20 protein-coding genes and 1 riboswitch are annotated in these 21,680 nt (G+C 45.4%); of the genes, 9 read left to right on the top strand and 11 right to left on the bottom strand.

The genetic code is table 11. The annotated features are described in order from the left end of the window. Positions 1-33 precede the first annotated feature (33 nt). Positions 34-2,277, bottom strand: coding sequence for a heavy metal translocating P-type ATPase (locus tag MHH46_RS02295; RefSeq protein ID WP_076192751.1), 2,244 nt, complete (start codon positions 2,275-2,277; stop codon positions 34-36). Between the two features lie 264 nt (positions 2,278-2,541). Here MHH46_RS02295 and MHH46_RS02290 point away from each other — a divergent pair, with 264 nt between their 5' ends. Next, complete coding sequence (locus MHH46_RS02290; RefSeq protein ID WP_076124584.1) at positions 2,542-3,303, top strand: CPBP family intramembrane glutamic endopeptidase; 762 nt, start codon at positions 2,542-2,544, stop codon at positions 3,301-3,303. A gap of 473 nt (positions 3,304-3,776) precedes the next feature. On the opposite strand, the gene MHH46_RS02285 is transcribed toward MHH46_RS02290, so the two are convergent. From MHH46_RS02285 to MHH46_RS02255, 7 genes are all read right to left on the bottom strand, one after another. After that, entirely contained in the window at positions 3,777-4,142 is a 366-nt protein-coding gene (locus tag MHH46_RS02285; protein WP_036682656.1) for a metalloregulator ArsR/SmtB family transcription factor, read from the bottom strand. 100 nt (positions 4,143-4,242) lie between these two features. Continuing rightward, positions 4,243-4,977: an ABC transporter permease gene (locus MHH46_RS02280; protein WP_076124586.1), complete on the bottom strand. Its 735-nt coding sequence runs from the start codon at positions 4,975-4,977 to the stop codon at positions 4,243-4,245. Position 4,978: 1 nt separating this feature from the next. Further along, a complete protein-coding gene (locus MHH46_RS02275) occupies positions 4,979-5,695 on the bottom strand; it encodes an ABC transporter permease (RefSeq protein ID WP_076124588.1) in 717 nt (238 codons plus the stop codon). Further along, positions 5,692-6,603: an ABC transporter ATP-binding protein gene (locus MHH46_RS02270; protein WP_038568451.1), complete on the bottom strand. Its 912-nt coding sequence runs from the start codon at positions 6,601-6,603 to the stop codon at positions 5,692-5,694. The genes MHH46_RS02275 and MHH46_RS02270 overlap by 4 nt, the downstream gene beginning before the upstream one ends. A 70-nt stretch (positions 6,604-6,673) precedes the next feature. Continuing rightward, on the bottom strand, positions 6,674-8,101 hold the full coding sequence (locus MHH46_RS02265) for a HAMP domain-containing sensor histidine kinase (protein WP_076124590.1): 1,428 nt from the start codon (positions 8,099-8,101) through the stop codon (positions 6,674-6,676). After that, positions 8,098-8,772 (bottom strand): response regulator transcription factor, encoded by a 675-nt coding sequence (locus MHH46_RS02260; RefSeq protein WP_038568445.1) that lies wholly within the window; start codon positions 8,770-8,772, stop codon positions 8,098-8,100. Before MHH46_RS02260 ends, MHH46_RS02265 begins: the two co-directional genes overlap by 4 nt. A 119-nt stretch (positions 8,773-8,891) precedes the next feature. Continuing rightward, complete coding sequence (locus tag MHH46_RS02255; protein ID WP_036682665.1) at positions 8,892-9,311, bottom strand: pyridoxamine 5'-phosphate oxidase family protein; 420 nt, start codon at positions 9,309-9,311, stop codon at positions 8,892-8,894. Between the two features lie 160 nt (positions 9,312-9,471). Between MHH46_RS02255 and MHH46_RS02250 the strand changes: the two genes are divergently transcribed. The 7 genes from MHH46_RS02250 to MHH46_RS02220 all read left to right on the top strand — a co-directional run bounded on the left by MHH46_RS02250 (position 9,472) and on the right by MHH46_RS02220 (position 16,416). After that, positions 9,472-10,692 carry an MFS transporter gene (locus MHH46_RS02250; protein ID WP_076192749.1) on the top strand — a complete coding sequence of 407 codons (1,221 nt, stop codon included), beginning with the start codon at positions 9,472-9,474 and terminating at the stop codon, positions 10,690-10,692. A gap of 72 nt (positions 10,693-10,764) precedes the next feature. Next, positions 10,765-12,216, top strand: a complete 1,452-nt coding sequence (locus MHH46_RS02245) for a hypothetical protein (RefSeq protein ID WP_076124594.1) — start codon at positions 10,765-10,767, stop codon at positions 12,214-12,216. A gap of 158 nt (positions 12,217-12,374) precedes the next feature. Beyond that, positions 12,375-12,485: riboswitch (TPP riboswitch) on the top strand. A 161-nt stretch (positions 12,486-12,646) separates the two neighbouring features. After that, entirely contained in the window at positions 12,647-13,696 is a 1,050-nt protein-coding gene (locus tag MHH46_RS02240; protein ID WP_076124596.1) for an ABC transporter substrate-binding protein, read from the top strand. A gap of 78 nt (positions 13,697-13,774) precedes the next feature. Then, a complete protein-coding gene (locus MHH46_RS02235; protein WP_036682688.1) occupies positions 13,775-14,068 on the top strand; it encodes an MTH1187 family thiamine-binding protein in 294 nt (97 codons plus the stop codon). After that, positions 14,065-14,826 carry an ABC transporter permease gene (locus tag MHH46_RS02230; protein ID WP_076192747.1) on the top strand — a complete coding sequence of 254 codons (762 nt, stop codon included), beginning with the start codon at positions 14,065-14,067 and terminating at the stop codon, positions 14,824-14,826. Before MHH46_RS02235 ends, MHH46_RS02230 begins: the two co-directional genes overlap by 4 nt. 34 nt (positions 14,827-14,860) lie before the next feature. After that, the gene (locus MHH46_RS02225; RefSeq protein WP_051491256.1) at positions 14,861-15,694 is read left to right on the top strand and encodes an ABC transporter ATP-binding protein; all 834 of its coding nucleotides are present in this window, start codon (positions 14,861-14,863) and stop codon (positions 15,692-15,694) included. A 230-nt stretch (positions 15,695-15,924) separates the two neighbouring features. Further along, complete coding sequence (locus MHH46_RS02220; protein WP_076192745.1) at positions 15,925-16,416, top strand: hypothetical protein; 492 nt, start codon at positions 15,925-15,927, stop codon at positions 16,414-16,416. 606 nt (positions 16,417-17,022) lie between these two features. Here MHH46_RS02220 and MHH46_RS02215 read toward each other — a convergent pair. Together MHH46_RS02215 and MHH46_RS02210 are read right to left on the bottom strand one after the other, a co-directional pair. Beyond that, the gene (locus tag MHH46_RS02215) at positions 17,023-17,772 is read right to left on the bottom strand and encodes a WecB/TagA/CpsF family glycosyltransferase (protein ID WP_076192743.1); all 750 of its coding nucleotides are present in this window, start codon (positions 17,770-17,772) and stop codon (positions 17,023-17,025) included. A 213-nt stretch (positions 17,773-17,985) separates the two neighbouring features. Beyond that, positions 17,986-18,867 (bottom strand): nucleotidyltransferase domain-containing protein, encoded by an 882-nt coding sequence (locus MHH46_RS02210; RefSeq protein WP_076192741.1) that lies wholly within the window; start codon positions 18,865-18,867, stop codon positions 17,986-17,988. 186 nt (positions 18,868-19,053) lie between these two features. On the opposite strand from MHH46_RS02210, the gene MHH46_RS02205 reads away from it, so the two are divergent. Further along, positions 19,054-20,100, top strand: a complete 1,047-nt coding sequence (locus MHH46_RS02205; RefSeq protein ID WP_076192739.1) for a YncE family protein — start codon at positions 19,054-19,056, stop codon at positions 20,098-20,100. Positions 20,101-20,146: 46 nt separating this feature from the next. Here the strand turns inward: MHH46_RS02205 and MHH46_RS02200 are convergent, their stop codons facing one another. After that, the gene (locus MHH46_RS02200; RefSeq protein ID WP_076185676.1) at positions 20,147-21,670 is read right to left on the bottom strand and encodes a DHA2 family efflux MFS transporter permease subunit; all 1,524 of its coding nucleotides are present in this window, start codon (positions 21,668-21,670) and stop codon (positions 20,147-20,149) included. Between the last annotated feature and the right edge of the window lie 10 nt (positions 21,671-21,680).

The raw sequence follows: 21,680 nt of genomic DNA, 5'->3' as shown, positions 1-21,680 counted from the left end.
TGTTGAAATCATTTATTTAAACACCAAAGATTCTTAACCCTCGTCTTGCACTTTTAAAGCTCGGATACTGTTCAGTACGGCAAGTACGGTTACCCCTACATCTGAGAATACTGCCTCCCACATCGTGGCAATCCCAAATGCACCGAGCAGAAGGAATATAGCTTTTACACCTAAAGCAAAAATAATATTTTGCCATACGATGGCTCGAGTACGCTTGGCAATTCCGATAGCTACAGCAATCTTCGAAGGCTCATCGGTCATAATTACAATATCTGCTGCTTCAATGGCAGCGTCGGAACCAAGTCCTCCCATAGCGATGCCGACATCGGCTCTAGCCAGTACAGGAGTATCATTAATTCCGTCTCCGACAAAAATAATCTTCTCGCGTGGAGACTTATCACGATCCAGCTTCTCGATGGCCTCTACCTTATGCTGTGGTAAAAGCTCTGCGTGTACCTCATCTACCCCTAACTGCTTCCCTACATCTTCAGCTACGGCGGAAGCATCACCTGTCAGCATCACCGTCTTGCGTATACCCAGCTTTTTGAGGCGCTGAATGGCCTGCAGTGAGTCCTCCTTCACTTCATCAGCGATCACCAGATAACCTTCATATTGATGATCTACTGCAATGTGAACAACGGTACCGCTCTGCTCTGGGACCTCATAAGCAATTCCCTCACGCTCCATCAGACGTGCGTTACCTGCAAATACGGTCTTGCCTTCGATAGTTACTTCGATACCATGACCAGAGATTTCATTGTAATTGGAGATAGCTTCCTTAGAAATCTGTTCACCATAAGCCGTCCGAATCGACTCAGCGATCGGGTGATTGGAATGGCTCTCCGCATAAGCGGCTGTCCGCAGTAATTCATCCTTAGATTTGCCACCCGACGGATAAATCCCCGTAACCTTAAACTGTCCCTTGGTCAACGTTCCTGTTTTATCAAAGACAACTACCTTCACATCATTTAGGGCTTCCAGGTAGTTGCTTCCCTTAATCAGAATACCGCTGCGTGAAGCTGCACCAATCCCTCCGAAGAATCCCAGTGGAATCGAGACCACAAGCGCACAAGGACAAGAGATTACGAGGAATACAAGTGCACGGTAAATCCAATCCGAAAAAGTCGCACCACTGATCAGCAGTGGAGGAACGATGGCCAGCAGAACTGCTGTGATCACTACTACAGGCGTGTAGGCACGTGCAAATTTAGTAATAAAGTTCTCGGTTTTAGCTTTGTTGCTTGATGCATTCTGCACTAGCTCCAGTATTTTGGATACGGCCGATTCTCCAAAGGTCTGAGTAACTTGCACAGTAATTACGCCGTTCCGGTTAATAAAACCACTTAACACCGCACTTCCTGGACCAGCTGATCGTGGTACCGACTCTCCAGTAAGTGCAGATGTGTCCATCATGGCGTTACCTTCAAGTATTGTTCCGTCAAGGGGTACCTTCTCACCGGGTTTAACAACAATCAAATCTCCGATGGCTACTTCCTCAGGTGAGACCTTCTTCAGATCATTTCCAAGCTTGAGATAGGCAAACTCGGGGCGAATATCCATAAGTGCCGTAATAGATCGGCGTGAACGATTCACAGCCAGACCTTGGAACAGTTCTCCAATCTGGTAAAACAGCATTACTGCCACGCCCTCTGGATACTCACCAATCGCAAATGCACCGATAGTTGCCAGAGCCATCAGAAAATTCTCATCAAACACCTGGCCACGGATGATGTTCTTAACCGCCTGCCAGACAACTTCACCACCCACGATAAGATAGGCTGCCAAAAAGATCAGCAATTCAACTACTCCATTCACGGGCAGGAATATCCCAGCTAGAGCCAGAATTCCACCAGCGCCTAACCGCAGCAATATTTTGCGTGTATCACCTTCCCCGTGCTCGTGAGTATGACCATGACCTTCAGCATCCTCATGACCATGATGATGTCCAGCAGCTTGATGGCCGTGCTCATGACCATGCTCGTGATCATGCGTATGTTCATGAGCGCCACTATTGCGCGCCTTGTGATTGCCCCCAACCTTCTCTTTCACATTTACGTGGGGCTCAAGTGCCTTCACCGTCTTCTTCGCTTCTACAATCGCTGACTCCTCATACCCTGCGGCAGTTTCCAACGTCATTGTTTTTGTTACAAAATTAACGGAACAAGACGATACACCTTCAATCTTCTTCACCTTATCTTCAATTTTCATCGCGCAATTGGCGCAATCCAAGCCTTCTAATTCCCACTGACGTTTTAATTTTCCTTGCATTGTATCCATACGGCACATCTCCTCAAATAAAAACCATATATGAGCACTTGTTCATATGTTATCTTAGCCCTATTATATTCCCTTTATATTTCAAGGTCAATACGCGATATACACCATTTTTCTACATTATCTTAAAAATTAAATCAATTGACCTTTACGTGAAAATATGTAAAATCATGTATGACCCAAATTAAGTTTCTTACATACGAATGACCCCATTATCAATGAAGCTCGATGGGCAAATGATTTACACAGAAGGGATGAATTTAGAACATGTCAAAGCTAGCCAAAACGTCTTCTTTTTCACAGAAACACCCTATTTGGAGCGTAGTTATTATCGAGGTGTTATTACTTGTAGCCGTAACTGCCGCCGGGGCTTACGCAACAATTAAGGAACTTGCGTACACCGCCCCTGTACTTATCTCCTTCATCCCAATCGCGCTTGTACTCATCATCTACTTTACAGTTAAGCGCAAATGGAGCACGCTTGGCTTCCGACCTCTAAACACCATATCCTCGGGCAACTGGATCTATTATGCCCCGCTAGTAGTGGTCCTGATTACCATATCCTTTAAGGGATTTCGTGAGATCAGTGCATCTGAGGTACTGTTCTTTATCTTCTTCACCCTGCTGGTCGCTTTTGTGGAGGAAAGTATCTATCGCGGTTTGATTTTTAAGACCTTGCTTCCTAAAGGGGCTAAAACAGCAGTGATCACTTCAAGTATTCTTTTCTCTATTACCCACTTACTTAATGCATTATCCAGCACTGATATCACACAAATTCTTCTACAACTCGTATATGCGCTTCTGATCGGTTTTGCGCTAGCCTTGTTGATGCTAAAAAATAATAATATTCTTCCGCTGATATCCTTTCACTTTATACATAATTTAATTCAGTTTGTGGGCAACGATAATACGAGTGAATACATGGGAATCGATCTATTTATCCTGCTAGTGCTTGCTGTGCAATGTGTCTGGCTAGTGTTGTCCTTTAGAAAACCAAACCTAACGAAGAACCTAAATCAAGCCAGCTAATAAGCTAAATCCTTACTTCGAAATACAAGGCTTCAGTGGATTTAAACGCATTGGTTAACCCCGACGCAGCCTGGTTTAATTGGGATGCTACTTAGTTTAGTTGAGATGTTACTTAGTTAAGCTGAGATGCCACTTAGTTAAGCTGAGATGCCACTTAGCTTCATTAGAGCAATATTTGTCGCAAACCACACAGCTAACGGACCCAATTGACACTAAAAGCAGTATTATCCCCGGTTTAGCATATTATCGGACCCCATAGGCGCTATTGGCATGAAAAAGAGCAAAATAAGACCTCTTTCTAAAGAATAACTGCACTGAGGTCCGCAACTCTGCTCAAAAAGCGATTATTGTGCAAATAACGTCAGCTGGGTCCGTAAGCCGTAGTGGATGGTTGGGACTCGTCGGCATAATAAAAAGAGGGACTCCCAAAAGCCATTCAATGGCTGCTGGAGTCCCTCTTTTTTTGCAACTAGCTATTCGTGTCGGACATGCTCGTGGGTCTGCAAAAAGATCTGCTCCACATGCGCATCGTTCAGCGAATAGAATACCGTTTTCCCCTCTTTACGCCGCTTCACGATCCGTAGATTCCGTAAATAACGGAGCTGATGGGATATCGCAGATTGGCCCATATCAAGGATCACGGACAAATCATGTACACATAATTCTTGCTGTGACAAAGCGTAAATGAGCCGCACTCGTGTTGGATCACCCAACGCTTTGAACATTTCTGCCATTTTATCAGTAATCCCACGGTCTGGCAGGATCAATGCAATGGATTCCGGTTCAAGCTCTGAACCCTTGCATGTATTGTCGCAGTCCTCTAATGCCGTTGGCTCCATGCTCTCGCCCTCCTCCATCTTAGCTAATTATATTCTTTAATTATAAGAAAAACAGCACGGGATGTCCATTGAGGAGGAGTTTATAGCCTCTGATTGTGAATTAGACTGCTTTACGATAAAAGGAGATTAGTCCTGCGGCAAAAAAGACAATCAAGCTTCCTCCCACTATCATCATCAGTGTCTCTAAAGGCAGATTAAAGGCACCAAATCCGTCATCACCATAATGACTCATGGCCAACAACGGCTGTACCCAAGGATAATAGGGGCCGTAGGTTGAAGAATTAGCGATCAGTATATTGGGAATGGTCAGACTCACATTCAGCGCCAGCGGTGCGCCAAAACTGCTCCAGCTTTGCGAGATCGCCAGCTGCAATGCGGCGAGAGGTAGACAGGCTACAAAGCCGCCAAATACTGATTTTAGCAGTTGCGCCCAAGGGATTGGATCTGGAGCCCCTTGGAACAAGCCCATTCCCAGCACCATAACGAGGAACGTTATTTGCACAGCTGCCAGCAATCCGATGATCATCACATATTTTGAGAGATACACCGACAACCGGGTTACAGGCAGAGACAACAATAGCTTCCAACCACCGTCATGATGCTCATAACGACAGATCAGGGCCGCAAAAATGCCTGAAAGCACAGGCAGAAACAGCAAAGCATGCATCATTGACATCACACTTAACAGCAGCTCCCAAGACATCTTCTCACCTTGATTATCCGATAACAATCCGGGAACCAGTGATAAAACCGGACTTCCTATGACTAAAAGCCAAACATATGATTTAGACATTTTTAATCGCTCTGAGGACAATACTCTCCAAAATGACATCATCTTAATCCACATCCTTTCGAGCGAAATGCACTGCACCCGGCAAAAACACCAGCATTCCCAGCAGCAGACCCGCACCGCTGAACAAAAGGCGATTAGAAGAGTCCCACGCCAAATATGGCCATGTTAAAGGCACCCACTCCGAAAGGAACATGGAGAAAAATGACGTCAAAGATAATGTGATCCCCAGGGCAACTGGCAGTGTCTGATTACGATTAGCCAGAGAAAGCCACAGCTGTAGCGCGATGACCGGCAGAGCCGCAATATAGGACATAAAGCCAATCCGCACTACATCCACATAAGGAATAAGATCCGCTTTGAAGCCCAAAATAAGCCCTAAAACAACTATCCCCACTGAGAGCAACAAGCAGGAAACTGCCACTAGCAGCAGACAGAGCATTAACTTAGCCATAAACACTGAGGTACGAGAGATAGGCAGTGCCAAGAGCTGCTTCCATGAACTCATCTGATGTTCGACATTTGCAATCAACGAGCATACTAAAGTGCCTCCCAGAAAAAGAGCTGTGGGCACAAACCCGGACACATTATCCAGAAGTCCTCCCCATAAATCCGCGCTATACTGCTGACGCAGATAATCATAACGAAGGCCAAAGTTAAGGCCCTGCATGGCTACTAGACCAATCGGTCCTAGAAACACTAGAAACCAAATTCCTTTGCCGCGGATTTTAAGCCAATCCGCTGACAACGCCCGCCACATCATGATTCCCCGCCTCCCACAACCTGTAGGAAGAAGTCCTCAAGCGATTGTCTCCGCTCCTCTACACGATAGACAGCGTGCCCATTCTCTACCAAAGCCTTGACTAGCAGCGCTACTCTTGCATCGTTCATTCTTGAAAAAATCAGTTTTTGCTCTTGTAGTGTCCCTTCATACCCCCGGCCTCCAGCGAGACGTAACGCAGACTCTGGTTCCGAAACCGCAAGGCGTATCTCGCCAGCAGCCTGTTGTTGCAGATTAGCTATTGTATCTTGGTATACCATTTGCCCTTGGCGAATAATACCCACGGTATCTGCCATTTGTTCAATTTCACTAAGCAGGTGACTGGATACTACAACCGTAATTCCTTGTTCCTGTGGCAAACGTTTGATAAGCCCACGAATTTCCTGAATCCCTGACGGGTCGAGTCCGTTCGTTGGCTCGTCCAGAATAAGCAGCTCTGGATTCCCTAGCAAGGCAGCTGCGATACCGAGTCTCTGCTTCATCCCGAGGGAGAACCCTTTGACCGGACGTCTCTCTTCCCCGGTTAGAGAAACAATATCTAGCACTTCAGCGATTCGTGACTTCGGAACATCCAGAATGCGGCGGATCGCTTCGAGATTGTCCACAGCACTCAGATGCCCATAATACGAGGGGGATTCGACAAGCGACCCTACCTTCCGTAAAATTTGCAGCTTATTCTTCCGAAGATCCTGGCCGAACACTTCAATTTTTCCAGATGTCGGTGTAATTAGGCCAAGCAGCATACGGATTGTTGTAGTTTTCCCAGCTCCGTTAGGACCCAGAAAACCATAAATCTCTCCCTTACGGATATTTAAATTCAAATTTTCTACCGCAGCCCGGCCACGATATTTTTTCAATAAATCCTTAGTTTTAATCACTGTTTCTTCCATGTTCTTCACCTCGGTATACAGCATAACGTCCCAAGGTTAAGAACAAGGAAGTGCCAAGTTTAAGTTTTGTTTAAATTTCACGACGCGGATCAAAGATTACAATAGAAGTGCCTTTGCCTGTGCTCTCCACAACCCATTCCAGCTCCATATGCTTCATCAAAAGATCGACGATAGACAATCCCAAACCTGCCCCCTTGTAATCGGATGGACTCTGAATGCCTCGACCATGATCCGCAATAATTATGGCACGTTGTTCATTACGTTGCTCCGTTGAGATCCCGACATAATGCCCGCTGCTGGCATGTCGTACAATGTTTTGATACAAATTATCGAGAATACGGCGGAACCAGACCTCATCCACCCTCCAGAATAGCGGTTCGGCTTCCAGGTTAATATCAATATCGAAGCCCTCTTTTTCCCATACGGGGTACCAAGCAGCCGCACTTTCCCGTAACAAGCGTAAAACATCTTTACGTTCCAGCTTTAAGGTTACCCGTCCACTATTGAGCAGATTGTAAGATAAAAGATTCTCGATCAGGACGCTAAGATCCGCAATACGCTCATCCATAAGCTGTAAGGACTGCTTACCTTTTGAGGTCAGATCCTCTTTGGTCATAACATGGATATGGCTGCGAATGACGGTTAGGGGTGTGCGTAAATCGTGAGATAAATTCGAGACTAGACGCTTACGCAACTCTTCCTCTTCTATTTCCCTGCGTCGGCTTTCATCCAGTTTAGTTACCATCGTATTAAAAGCTTCCTCCAAGCGACCGATCTCGTCCAGTTTTCCTGTCACTATAGACTTAGGCATTCTATCCGGGCCTGTGATCGTCATCGCGGTTTGCAGTTGCAGCAGCCGTTTGCGAATTTTTCTAAAGAACATCCATGAAACCAGAGCGAACCCTCCAAAAAGGGTAAATAACACAAAGTTATACCAAGCCCAAGCCCCTAATCCCCCATAAGCCCCTTTGTTCAGCAGCTTGCTTGGAATTTGCATCACCATAAATCCCTTGTCTGCCTCCACTTTGTCCCCCACGAAAGCAACGATGGCTAAAGGATCACGATTCGTACTTTCTTTCATAAATGAAATAGCCTCAGCCGCAGTCCACTGATCAGGAACTTCAGGGTAAATCTTATCCTTATCCCCTTCTTCAGGCGTGAGAATCAACTGGGTTTTTCCCTGCCCGTCTACCCAAAACATAGTAGCCTCAGTGTATTTTCGACTCAATTCATGCAGCCGCTGATTTATGGCTTCCGAAGAGGCACTTTCTAAGTGAAGTGCCTCTTTATGCCACATAGTCTCCAGCGGTGCAATATTCGAATACAGGGATGTATCTACAGGCGAGGCACCTTTGGTCACTTCGTTAAGGATATTGTAGCCAACAAAAGACAACGGAAGGACCACAGGGATAAATAGCAGTGCAGATACGATAATTAGCAAATACCCTGATAACAAAGAGGAATTACGTTTCTTGCGAATGCGCTCTAATCTTCTCATGCTCTTACCCGGTAGCCGATCCCACGGACAGTTTCGATAATTTCCGGATTACCCGGATCAAGCTCCAGCTTTTCACGCAAATAACGAATATGTACCATTAGAGTTTTATCTCCTTCGATATAAGCCTCACCCCACACGGCCTCGTAGATCTGCTCCTTCGTCATAATTTGGTTAAGATGACGCAGCAAATAGGAAAAAATCTGAAATTGCTTACCTGTAAGCATGATTTCTTCCTGAGTCTGAGCATTCATCACGCGGTTATCCCCTTCATATACGACTAGATGTTTAAGTGTGAGTGAATCCTGAACCGATGCCCCATTCCTTCGGAGCAGCACCTCGATTCGAGCGGCCAATTCATCCGGATGAAAGGGCTTGGTCAAATAATCATCTGCGAACTCCAAACCTTGCAGCTTATCATCAATCGAGGTCCGGGCGGAGAGCATCAAAATGGGCAGCTTAGGGTAAGAACGTTTCAAACGTTGCCCGATCGTAAACCCGTCCAGACCTGGTAGCATAACATCGAGAATAGCCAGTTGGCAGGCGCCGGCTTCTTCCATCGCTCCTTCGCCGCTCCGTAACCAGCGGACACTATATCCTCTTTCGCTTAAATCAGCAGACACTACACTGCCAATTTCACGATCATCTTCAATATATAACAGAGTAACGCTCATGTAGCTTTAGCTCCTCCCCGATATGAATACCTAAAAAGTTGAAGTCATTATAACACATCAAACAGCCCTCCTACCCCATATGGGATAGGAGGGCTGTTTGATCAATTCAACGCTAAAGCTTACGGCTGCCATACTCCATGCTCTTTATTGCTGCCTACATACTCAATACGTGTTGGAGTAAGCTCCAGAATTACATAATTAGGATCATCAGGTCCTGTAAACCATGGCTCCAGCTCTTTATTCCATACCTTGGAGCGCAAGCCTTCATCCTTAGAGACGGTAGCAGTTGCTTCAATCTCCAGCACATCTTTGCTTCCGCCTGCCTCATAGCCAAGCAGTACAAAAGCATTCGGATTATCGGATAACTCCTCCACTTTATGAGTTTTGCGATTTGTAGCCAAATAAATCTTCAAACCCTCATGGAAAATGGCCATATAACGTACTTTCGGCTTATTTCCTTCTTCGATCGTACCAAAGGAACCGAACTTGTTGTCATCCAATGCTTTAATAATGAGTTGCTCCAGTTGTTTGTTATCCATTACGTAAATCTCTCCCTTCAAGCATGTAAACAAAAGTTTATATATCCAAGCTCACCGTTTGGATTTATCATAACAATGGTGCTTATTATAATGTACCCTTCAGGTTCACATTGAATCCGACCTTACTTCATAAACTACTTCAAGATAAGGAGCTTACTTCGTGAAAAAACTGATTTGGATCGGCTGTCTTTCCTACTTCGTTATCGGTCTGGCACATGTTGTGCTGGGATCTATTCTGCCCGTTCTACTGCAACATTATGATCAAAATTATAGTGCTGGCGGTGAATTAATCTTTAGTCAATTCGCTGGTTTTTTAGCAGGCGTGTTGGTCTCTCCCCTGCTTAATCGCCGCTTCGGAAAACGTGGAGGCATCCTCATTGCCACCAGTCTTCTACTAGTTGCAGAAATTGCCTACGCCTTTCTACCGCCTTGGGGCTGGATGTATGTTATCGCTGTTGCCGCAGGTTTTGGTTTCGGGATGATCGAAGCGGTTATCGGCACCATTATTATTGGTGCTGTAACCGAAGGAACTGCTATTGCAATGAGCCGGCTTGAAGTGCTATTCGGGATAGGCGCACTCGTGATGCCGCTTATCGCCAGTCCACTCATTGCTGCCGGAGCGTGGAGATTGGCCTTTCTAATCGTCGCTGCCTTCTCCTTAATTTCTCTTATCCTCTGGACAAGAGGGCACTTCGGTAATCTACAACGAATGCTGGATGAACGTGCCTCTGTCCAAGGAGCAGACAATTCGCAATCCTCAAGCTCACGTTCTAACAAAAAATTTCCGTATAAAGGTAAGCAATGGATTCTGTTAGGGATCTTCATCGTTTTCTTTTTTCTTTATGTAGGCACAGAGATGAGTTTAGTCAACTTTATGCCGGCTATCTTTATTGCCAAGCTAGGGATGACGGAGTCTGCCGCAGCACTGACAGTCACTTTCTTTTGGCTGGCGATGTCTACAGGAAGATTGTTTGCGGGTGTAATTGCCGAAAAAATATCTTACCGCGTGTACATTCTCAGCAGCTGTTTACTTACCTTGTTACTGCTGACACTCTTTCCGTTCACTGACAATCGAATGGCTGCTTTCATTGTAATTCTGCTGCTGGGGCTGTTTATGTCCGGTATTTTCTCCATTGCTTTAGTCTTCTCCAGCAAAATGCTGCCTGGCACCGAAGAGTCAACACCCAGCATTATGATTGCTTCCGGAGGTGTTGGCGGTGCTTTGCTACCTCTGTTTATGGGCTGGTCTATGGACCATTTAGAAGTGGCACAAACAGCCGGATTACTCGCCGCTTTTGCCGCCTTCTTGTTTCTGCTAAGCATTGCCGCATGGAGGTTCCAGTCCATGCAAGCGGTGAAAGGAAAGAGTTCCCGTATTTAGAACAGTATCAACGTTATCCTTTTAGGGTAATGTGATCTATAAGCATATTCTGAGCACAAGGATGGACGATGAATGAATGAGTCTTCAACTGAGCCTTTGTTACATACTGCGCTCATGCAGTTTATATTTCCCTTTTCTATAAAAAAGGGCGATTCTAAGCAGCTTATCCAGCAATTACAGAACGACGGCTTCACACGTTTTTTTCTGGATAATAAAGAGCTTGAAGCTGCCTATTACGGAGATGGCTACTGTGTTTCCCATGAACGAATGGAGCGCACCTATTTACCGTTTGCTGCACATGTCCTTTTTCCACGCAGGAAGGATGCCGACTCGTTTCGCCGTTTTTCCAGAGTAAATAATCTCGACTGCATTCTGGAGATTCCGCAGCAATCTATATTTTTCAAAATTCTCTCGACGGATATATTCATATGTCCTTTTCAGCTTGGATTCGTGACGATACGTGTCCAGCTGGAGGGGGATTCAATTCCCTTTAGTATTGCCCTAGAATTCGCGGATCGTTTCCGTGCGCTAGAGAATACCTTCATACAGGATGATTACACTTACATTCATTGCGGGGAACAGACCTATGAGATGGTAGAGGATTTTGTCTTCCGAAATTTGGTGGATGGACTGGAGCCATATCTGGATCAATCGGATATCAATGGGGCTTATTTCGAGACCCTTCCTTTTTTCGTAGATGAAAGAATGCAGGTGCAAGCTTTTTATGGCTTTCAGAATGAAGAAAGCTCTGATGAGATTAGTGTAAATCTGCGCTATCGTGCCTCACAGCTTGATGGAATTGATCTGAACGGAAAGCCCTATGCCAGTGCCAGCGATCCAGCATATATTGCGAACTATTGTCATGAACACTCTTATAATCGCTGGGGTCCAGACACGTATTATATGATGAATGAGCAGACCTTTTGCTGCATGACCCGCGCTGAACAGGAGATTGCTGTTAGTCTAGCCAACCAGATGTACGGGCAATATTATTACGGATTTTTACTCAATATTTTCCACAAAATCGTTCTGCTAAAGCTCGCCAATATGCACTCCCGACTTCGGATTAATCATGATTATGAGGAAATAGACAATCTAATCTACTCCATCAATAAGTTCTCGGCAAAGTTCTACTTCTTGGAGTTGATTTCCCAGTCGCAGGGCCGGGAGATATTTCTTCAGCTGCGTAAAGTATACGGAAACGATGCTTTGTTCGAGGAAGTGAAAGAAACCTTAAATGACCTGTTTCAGTATCAGGATAAGTTTCAGTCCAAGCGACGGGATAATCTGCTGATGATTCTCACTGTATTTACGGTAGTAAGCGGGATTTACGGCATGAATCAGGTCATTGACGATCTGGATGGAAAGATTCAATGGAGTAAAATGATTGGTTATTCTCCCTTTGAATTTCTTGCCCTCTTCGTGATCATGAGCGGGATTCTGATCAGCGTTGTCCTCACGCTAGGGGCGCTGGTTAGTGAGCTTAAACGGCGTCACCGCAAGAAATATAAAGATCTAGACTAGCAAAAAAGAAACTACTGGATTGGAAAAATTCAGGAGTGCACTACTAGACATTCCGAGTACAGCCGTCTATAATACACCGTATGCGAGAAATATAAGATATAAAGTATGGGTACAAAACTTATGCTTACTTATATTGCACATAGAAATACCCGTTAACTTCATAGAACCAGGGGTGCTGGAATTGGCCGGCTGAGATTGTATCCCACAAGATACTGACCCTTATACCTGATCTGGATAATGCCAGCGTAGGAATCGCCAATTGGTTCTGGTCCCTGTGACCTTAACTAACCTTGCGCCAAGCCAGCGTCCCGATCACTCGGGGCGCTTTTTTTGTAAGATCACTAAAAGATGTAGAAAAACGTACATACTACACTTTACGGTTCATGTTGTGAAGACGGGATTCTTGTAACCTTAAAGGAGAGAAGAAGACATGCACCTTAAAAAAGCACTTACGTTGTGCCTCACCTGTGTACTCATTCTTGCCATTGCCGGATGCGGCAGCAACAATGGGAATACAGCCGGAAACAAAGCAAATGCTACTGATCCAACTGCTGCGGCTGGGACGGATGCTCCAAAAGAGCTCACCAAAGTTAAAGTCGCACTCGACTGGACACCGAACACGAATCATACCGGTCTATACGTAGCTAAGGATCTTGGTTACTACGCTGAAGAAGGTCTGGACGTCGAGATCGTTCAGCCAGGCGCAGCGGGTTCTGATACTATGGTTACTTCTGGCGAAGCCGCATTTGGCATCAGCGCCCAAGAAGGATTAACACTAGCCCGTCTACAAGGCGTGCCCCTTGTCTCGATAGCAGCTATTATTCAGCATAATACGTCGGGATTCGCTGCTCCAGTAGATCGCAATATTAAATCACCAAAGGATTTCGAAGGTAAAACCTACGGAGGCTGGGGCTCACCGGCCGAAGAAGCAGCCATGAAAGCTATCATGGATCCTGAAGGTGGCGATGTGAAAAAGGTGAAGCTGATCAGTATCGGTGAAGCTGATTATTTTACCGCCGTCAAACGTGACATTGATTTCGCCTGGATTTTCTACGCTTGGACTGGTGTTGAGGCTGAGTTGCGTGGCGAGCCATTGGATATGCTGTACTTAAAGGATTATGCGCCGCAGCTCGATTATTACACGCCTGTGCTGACGACGAGTGAGAAGCAAATTGCAGATCATCCTGATCTGGTGAAGGCCTTCATGAAAGCCACATCAAAAGGTTATCAATATGCCATAGATCATCCGGAAGAGGCTGCCGGTATGTTATCGAAGGCCGTTCCTGACCTGGACGCCGACCTTGTCCTAGCTAGCCAAAAATGGCTTAGCCCAAAATACAAGGACGATGCTGCCCGCTGGGGCGAGCAAAAAACCGAGGTCTGGCAAAATTACGGCGATTGGATGTATGATCTGAAGTTGCTGGATAAACCGCTGGATGCTGCTAGTGCATTCAGTAATGATTTTTTACCGGCGGAGTAAACAACAATTGTAATGAATTACTTCGTTATCAAAGTTGGCTTTTTGAACTTACCTTATAAAATGAGAGGATTGATTATTGTGGCTAACACCCTACTAAGCATTCAAGTAATTCCAAAAACTCCGAACAATGAGGATTCCATCCCATACGTAGATAAAGCGATTGAGGTCATTCAGAAATCCGGCGTTAAACATCAAGTGAATCCACTGGAAACCACAATGGAAGGTGAGCTTAGCGAGCTGCTGGAGGTTGTGCGTCAGATGCAGGAGGCGTTGATCGAAGCAGGCAGTCCAAGCGTAATTTCGCAGATCAAAATCGCTCATAATCCTAACGGAATCAGCATGGATAAATTGACGGAGAAATATCGGCCGTGAGATCGACCTGGAAGCTAATATGGCCGCCCCTTGTGGCGGTCGTCTTCTTTTTAACCGTATGGCAGCTATCTGTATCTGTATTTCATATTGAATCCTGGATTCTGCCGAGTCCTGCTGATATTGCTCGTGAATCCACCAGTAACGCTTCTGGTCTTTGGGCACATACGATGGCTACGCTGCGGCTCACTTTAATTGGTTTTCCCATTGGTACGGGGGTAGGCCTGATCGTTGCTTTGCTTTTGCATCTTTTGCCTTGGGCTAGACGGGCTTTTTATCCACTTATTATTCTGAGTCAAAATGTTCCCTCCATCGCGCTCGGACCCCTGCTCATTATCTGGTTCGGCTTTGGTCTTTTGCCCAAAATCGTGCTGATTACACTAGTATGTTTCTTCCCGGTAGCTGTCGCTGCGATGGGCGGTCTGGCCCAAAGTGATCAGGTCATGCTGAATTATATGAAAATGGCTGGCGCAAGCAAGTGGCAAATCTTCACCAAGCTGGAGCTGCCCTCTTCTATCCCGGCACTATTTTCCGGCGTAAAAATATCTGCTACTTATGCGGTTATGGGCGCCGTGGTCGCTGAATGGATTGGCGCGGATAAAGGTATTGGCTATTATATGCTTCTGCAGAAATCCGCATATCGTACGGATCGGATGTTTGTTGCTATTGTTATTATTGTACTTTTAAGTCTTGTACTCTTTGCTATTATTGCATTGCTGGAAAAATGGCTGGTTCGCTGGAAGCCGCGCCGTAACTCATAGAAAGGAAGATGCCTGTATGTCTCAAGCGACGCAAATGCAACACAGAACAACAGAAGTCATAAGCTCTCCTGAAGCTCATACCGTGGCACCCGCCCTTGAAGTGAGCGGCATCTCCAAATCTTTTTCCCATCGTCGCCGTGAGACGAACGTTCTGAATAATGTCTCTCTCAAGGTAGAGCAACAAGAGTTCGTTTCGATCGTTGGTCCTTCCGGCTGCGGAAAAAGCACCTTATTCCATATGATTGGCGGCCTTGTGAAACCCGATGCAGGCACGATCCGCATGAACGGTAAGGTCGTTACAGGTCAACGCGGTGAAATTAGTTATATGCCGCAGCAGCCTGCGCTTTTTCCTTGGCGTACGATTGAGGATAATGTGCTGCTTGCTGGGGAGATCAAGGGCGCACTGCGGGATGGAGCCCGCGAGGAAGCGCGCCAGTGGCTTGCCAAGGTTGGGTTAAGCGGTTTCGAACATGCTTATCCGCATATGTTGTCTGGCGGGATGCAGCAGCGTGCAGCTTTTCTCAGAGCATTGCTCGCTCCCCAGGAGCTAATGTTGCTGGATGAACCTTTCAGCGCACTCGATGCACTAACTCGCAGTGAAATGCAGCGCTGGCTGCTTGAGCTGTGGGAAGAGAATCGCCGCTCTGTGCTGTTCATTACTCACAACATCGAAGAAGCGTTGCTGCTCTCTAATCGTATCTATGTATTTTCCGGCCGCCCCGGCTCCATTCTGCATACAGTCGATGTGCCGTTTCCGCGGCCACGCCGTGATGAGATTACGGACTCTCCCGAGTTCATTAAGCTCAAACGCCAGTTGTCACAGTGGATGCGAGAGGAACAAGCTAAAAATAGGCAGCCGCTAGCTTAATCGCTAAGCTCTGTAAACTGATATCGCTGGTATAGCGGTGTCAGTTTTTTATTTTGCAGCGATAAACTCCTACCCTATTTATAATTGACGCGGATGTATCTGCTCAATTAAACAAATTTCACTCATCATAGTAGGGATCACATTAAATGTGTGGCGAAAACCGACTCCCTGTTGGTAATGGATAGTAACCGGGCGGGCTGGGGACATTCTACGGGATTTATACCGTTGATTTGTTTCGTTGGACCGGATTTGGCTCAGTCTACGGGATTTATACCGTTGATTTGCTGCTTCAGGCCGGACTCGGCTCAGTCTACGGGATTTATACCGTTGATTTGCTGCTTCAGGCCGGATTTGGCTCATTCTGCGGGATTTATACCGTTGATTCACTTCGTCGGGCCGGTTTCGGCTCAGTCTACGGGAATTATACCGTTGATTTGTTTCGTCGGGCCGGACTCGGCTCAGTCTACGGGATTTATACCGTTGATTCACTTCGTCGGGCCGGATTTGGCTCATTCTGCGGGATTTATACCGTTGATTTGCTTCGTCGGGCCGGGTTGGGGACATTCTACGGGATTTATACCGTTGATTCACTTCGTCGGGCCGGTTTCGGCTCATTCTACGGGATTTATACCGCTGATTTGCTGCTTCGGGCCGGACTCGGCTCAGTCTACGGGATTTATACCGTTGATTTGCTTCGTCGGGCTGTATTGCACCCGATCTAGGGCATTTTTGCCCTTGTTTTGCCACTTCGGGCTGAAATGCAACGATTCAAGGGCATTTTTGCCTTTCTTTTGCCTCTTCGGGCTGTATTGCACCGATTCTAGGGCATTTTTGCCTTTCTTTTGCCACTTCGGGTTGAATTGCACCCGATCTAGGGCATTTTTGCCTTTCTTTTGCCCCTTAGGGCTGTATTGCGCCCGATCCAGGGCATTTTTGCCTTTCTTTTGCCACTTCGGGTTGTATTGCACCCGATCTAGGGCATTTTTGCCCTTATTGTTCCTCTTTAGCTTTTAGTTTGAATAAATACGAGGCTATGGCATCAACCAGAATCGGTGTTGTTTATTATTATTAATTTGTTTAAAGGTCACAGCTATAGTCGCACTTACATTCTACTCACTACTCTTACACATACTCCCACTACTCACTTTTACTCCTACTCCTTCCTCAATTCCACTACTGACTACTCACTCTTGCTCATACTCCTCACCTTACTCCCACTAATCTCTCTTACTCTTCCCCCTACTCCTTACTCCCAACTCTCACACCTGCCCCCTCCTCCTCTCCCACCAATCGAACCTAAAAAAGGCCCCATAAACGAGGCCTTTTCTTCATTTCCTAATCATAGCTCGGAACACGAATTTGGGCAGCACTGCCTGTCTGCGCCATCGCGACTTTTGTCCCTTCGCAACGGGAGCGAACAAAAGTCGATGCAACCACTCCAGATTGAGTTTTTTCCATAGCGCTGGTGCAGGAGTAACTTTTCCCGCTATTACATCTAAGCTGCCCCCCACGCCAAAAACAACTTTTACCTGCGTAAGCTCCTGTTTGTGCTTATATACCCATTTGTCAGAGTATGGCGCACCCATCGCAACGATCAGGAAATCTGGCTGTGCGCGCTGTATTTCTGCTACAATGGCAGGCTCCTCTTCCTTGGTAAGAAAACCATTATGTCTTCCTGCAATCTTCACATTCGGATATAACTCCGTGATCTTTTCGACCGCTTTACAGCTGGTAAGCTCATCTGTTCCCAAGAAATAAAAACTCCATCCCAAGCTATTTCCTTGCTCCAAAAGCTCAAGAAGCAGCTCATATCCAGTTACCCTCTCAGCAATAGGATCGCCTTTTCTTTTTGATGCCATCACAATGCCAATCCCGTCAGGAGTGATTAGATCCGCTTCTTGAAGTATGGTTCGTAGCAGCTCGTCCGATTGACTTGTTATCGTAATTTCCGGGTTAGCCGTGATCAAATGGAAAAGTTTCGATTCCCCAGATTGAATATGTTTTGTTAGATGAAGTGTTGTCTCATGTAGTGTTAGTTTTGAAAAGGGAACTCCTAATATTGAAACTGTCCCGTCCATATAATCACCTCTCACTAAAATTCCACTTCAATATACCTTACCATAATCAAGAGGAGGAAGGGGAGTCATTTAAGTTACTTAATCACCCCAGCTACTACGCTACCCAAACACTTCAGCCATTCCACCGCTTCAACCATTTCAGCCCACTACAGCCATCCCCAGCACCCCCGCCACCACAGCTACTCTACTCACCCAAACACCCTATAGCTCCACTCACTCCTCCATAAACTTCCACCACTCTACTAACCAAGATTCATCGATCCCCCGCATGCGGAATTCCTCTACAAGTATCTTCCGGAATCGTTTTTCCATTTTGACAAAGTTATTATCCTCTTGGTACATAGGGGCAAAGGATTCATCATCTCTAATAAAACTCCAAAAATCGCCCGCACACTCCATAATCTTTCGGCCGACAGTCGTTTGTTTGGCTACAGGTACCAGCCATTTGTCATAGGGGTAGGGGTGACCTTCAATAGTAATGGCACAGCGTAATGCTTCTTTATAAAGAGAAACCGCTAAAAATAAAATAGGAAAGGCGTCGCCACGCACTACCGGATTATCTAAGCTTTTGGCATAACTTCTTAACTGTATGTATGAATTCTTACGAAATCTCATTAGGACTTCAGGTTGGAGGGGCACATAGGCATCAAAAAGCGACTTTACATCCAATCGGTCATAGTAGATATAAGAAATAGAAGCATTCCACAGCCATTCCATATTTCCGCTCATTAACGCCGCTTTGATTTCTGATATTTTATGCAGTGTGTAATGTCCGGACTTGCCGCTGGGAAGTCGTAAATCCATAAAAAAACTACTTTGCTCCGGGATCAGCCCCGCTTGCTCGAACCGATGATTAATGCTGCTATAATACTCGTCCTGACAAATAATGATTACATCCACATCCGACTGCTCATCCACCACACCAAGTGCGGTCGATCCATCAAGGAGAATACTTACCCGCTGACTCTCCTCTTTCATTAACGGATGATTTAGAATTTCTTGTGTGATATACTGCCCAATTTCCTCTAATAATTCGCTATGAACCTGCGTCTTATCAGGTGTTAATAAAATATCCGACAACACTGATTTCACCATCTCAACCCCAACCTCCAATCAATCTCAATTTCTCAAAAAAATAAAACGCTTACACCTAACCTAATATTTGGATAATGGAGTACCATTCTACACTCCTAATATATATCTTGCAAGGATAAATGAAGTACCCTTTTGCCTAAGCCTAAATATAATGAAGTATCTATTTACTTGGAAAGGGGTAAAAGCATGGCGCAGCCAAAAGTGATTGCTACAGTCCGCTCTGCCGGACCGATCGGAGATATAAAAGTAAATGTCGTCACGAATCGAGTATACTTTGTAAACCCAGACACCGAGGCTGGAACTATCGGGGTATTGGAGGGCAGAACTAATCGCATTATCGCTCGGATCCCTGTAGGAAGACTGCCGTCTCAGCTCGGAATCAACCCCCAAACCAACCGGATTTATGTACCTAACTTCCGTGACGAAAACGTATCTGTCATAAACGGGCGGACAAACCAGGTAATCAAAACTGTCAAAGTAGGCCGATTCCCAGACAATATCGGAGTAAATGTTCGAACCAATCTGATTTATGTAACTAGCGCATTCGGAACCCTATTCGTCATAGACGGGAAAACAAATCAGGTCCGTAAAAAGATTGAAATCGGTGGACGCCCCTCCAGAATTGTTATCAATGAGCTTACCAACCGTGTCTATGTGACCAATACAGTAAATGATAGCGTCACCGTCATTGACGGAACTACACAGGCGATCATTGCGACAATAAAAGTCGGAAGTAACCCCGTGATAGCGCCAGCACTTAATAAAATTACCAATCGTATTTATGTCGCTAATAACTTGAGCCGGTTTCTTTCTGTGATCAATGGCCGAACCAATAAATTGTTGCGTAATGTACAGCTGGGACGTTTGCAAAGTGAGGTCGTTATAAATCCGCTGACGAATCGTATTTATGTCTCAAGTGCACAAGTGGAGGGTAAGGGCAGGCTGTTTGTCATAGATGGGCGCAACAACAAAATTATAACCACAAAGGTGTTGCCTACCTCCTCCAACACGATTATCAACCCGAATACAAATCATTTATTTGTTGGTAATTTTGATAAGAATCATATGTCCGTTTATAACGCCACCACGTTTAAACGGCTCGCAAGATTCTCCTCCGTATCAGGCAGCACTGTGCTAAACCCGCTCACAAATAGAATTTATGTAGGTGGAAACGACTCCATAACGGTCATTCAGGATGGACCAAGACTCACTCAGAGTTCTATTTTTAATTAAGACAAAAAGACGCCCACCATAGGTGAGCGTCTTTCTACATATCAAATTACATCGATCTAGCGGATGAAACTTGTTTAACAGCCACTTTTTCCTCGATTGTTTCTGTATCCTTAGGCTGTATCCCTCTTTTTATGAAGAAAGCTAGGATAAAGGCAATGATGGCTACGCCTACTGACACTAAGAATGCATCGTTAATTCCTTCGATCGTTGCTTTTGCGATGACTTGGTTTTGAATGCCAAGCAATTGCTCTGCAGAAGGCTTAGCCGTTAATTTACTCACAGCTTCAGCTACCATATCTTTGACATGTGATGTGGTACTGTTAGACATAATCGTTACAAGCAGCGCCCCGCCAATCGCCCCGGAGACTTGCTGAATCGTACTGTTCATGGCTGTACCATGCGGTGTATATTTAGCCGGAATGGAGTTCAGACCATTGGTCATCACAGGCATCATAACCATTGAAATCCCGAACATTCTCACAGAATACAAAATCATAAGTGTCGAATATTTCGTTGTCTCAGTTAGATCACTAAAGAAATACGTACTGATCACTACGATAGCCAGACCGATTAACGCTAAGACTTTGCCGCCGAATTTATCGAACAATTTACCTGTGATTGGAGACATAACCCCCATAATCAACGCACCAGGCAACATTAGCAGTCCCGAATCCAAAGGTGAAATGCCTCTAATATTTTGCAGATAAATCGGCATTAACATCATGGCTGAGAACATCGCCATATTCAGTGTAATCGAAATCGCTGAGGATAAAGCGAACATCGGATATTTGTACACTCTGAAGTTAAGCATAGGCTCCTTCATCTTCATCTGGCGCATAATGAATATCACTAAACCAATAACCCCGATAATAAGGGTGGAGTAGACCATTGGATCATCCCATCCTTTATTCCCAGCGGAACTGAAGCCGTATAGAAGACCCCCGAACCCAATCGCTGATAGAACTACGGATAGAATATCAATTTTAATAGCCACATCTTTTTTAGGATCATGCAGTTTGAAGAAGGCAAGAATGAACACCAATACGGCGATCGGTGCAATCATAAAGAACAGCACAGGCCATTCATAATGCTGAATAATCCATCCTGAGAGTGTAGGACCAATGGCTGGTGCAAAAATCATAACCAAACCAAACATCCCCATGGCCGAGCCACGTTTTTCAGGTGGAAATGTGGTGAACAATACATTCATTAATAATGGCATCATAATCGCGGCCCCTGAGGCTTGGACCATTCTCGCAATCAATAATACAGGGAAACTTGGAGCAAAGCCTCCAATGAAGGTCCCTATTGCAAATAATCCAATGGCGATTAGGAATAATCGTCTGGCTGTATACTTTTGAATTAAAAAGGCCGTTGAAGGAATCATGATCCCGTTCACTAACATATAACCCGTCGATAACCACTGTACCGTTGAGGCACTGACATCAAAATCCTTCATAATCGATGGTAAAGCTATATTGAGCAAGGTATTACTCAGTAAAGCAACAAATGCACCAATCATAAGGATTGCCAAAATCCCATAGGACGCTTTACTTTCTTTCGTTTTCATTTTGGAATCC

This window comes from Paenibacillus sp. FSL H8-0175 (assembly GCF_045040615.1).
Lineage (GTDB): Bacteria > Bacillota > Bacilli > Paenibacillales > Paenibacillaceae > Paenibacillus_AQ > Paenibacillus_AQ odorifer.
This window is presented reverse-complemented; position numbering and strand designations above follow the sequence as displayed.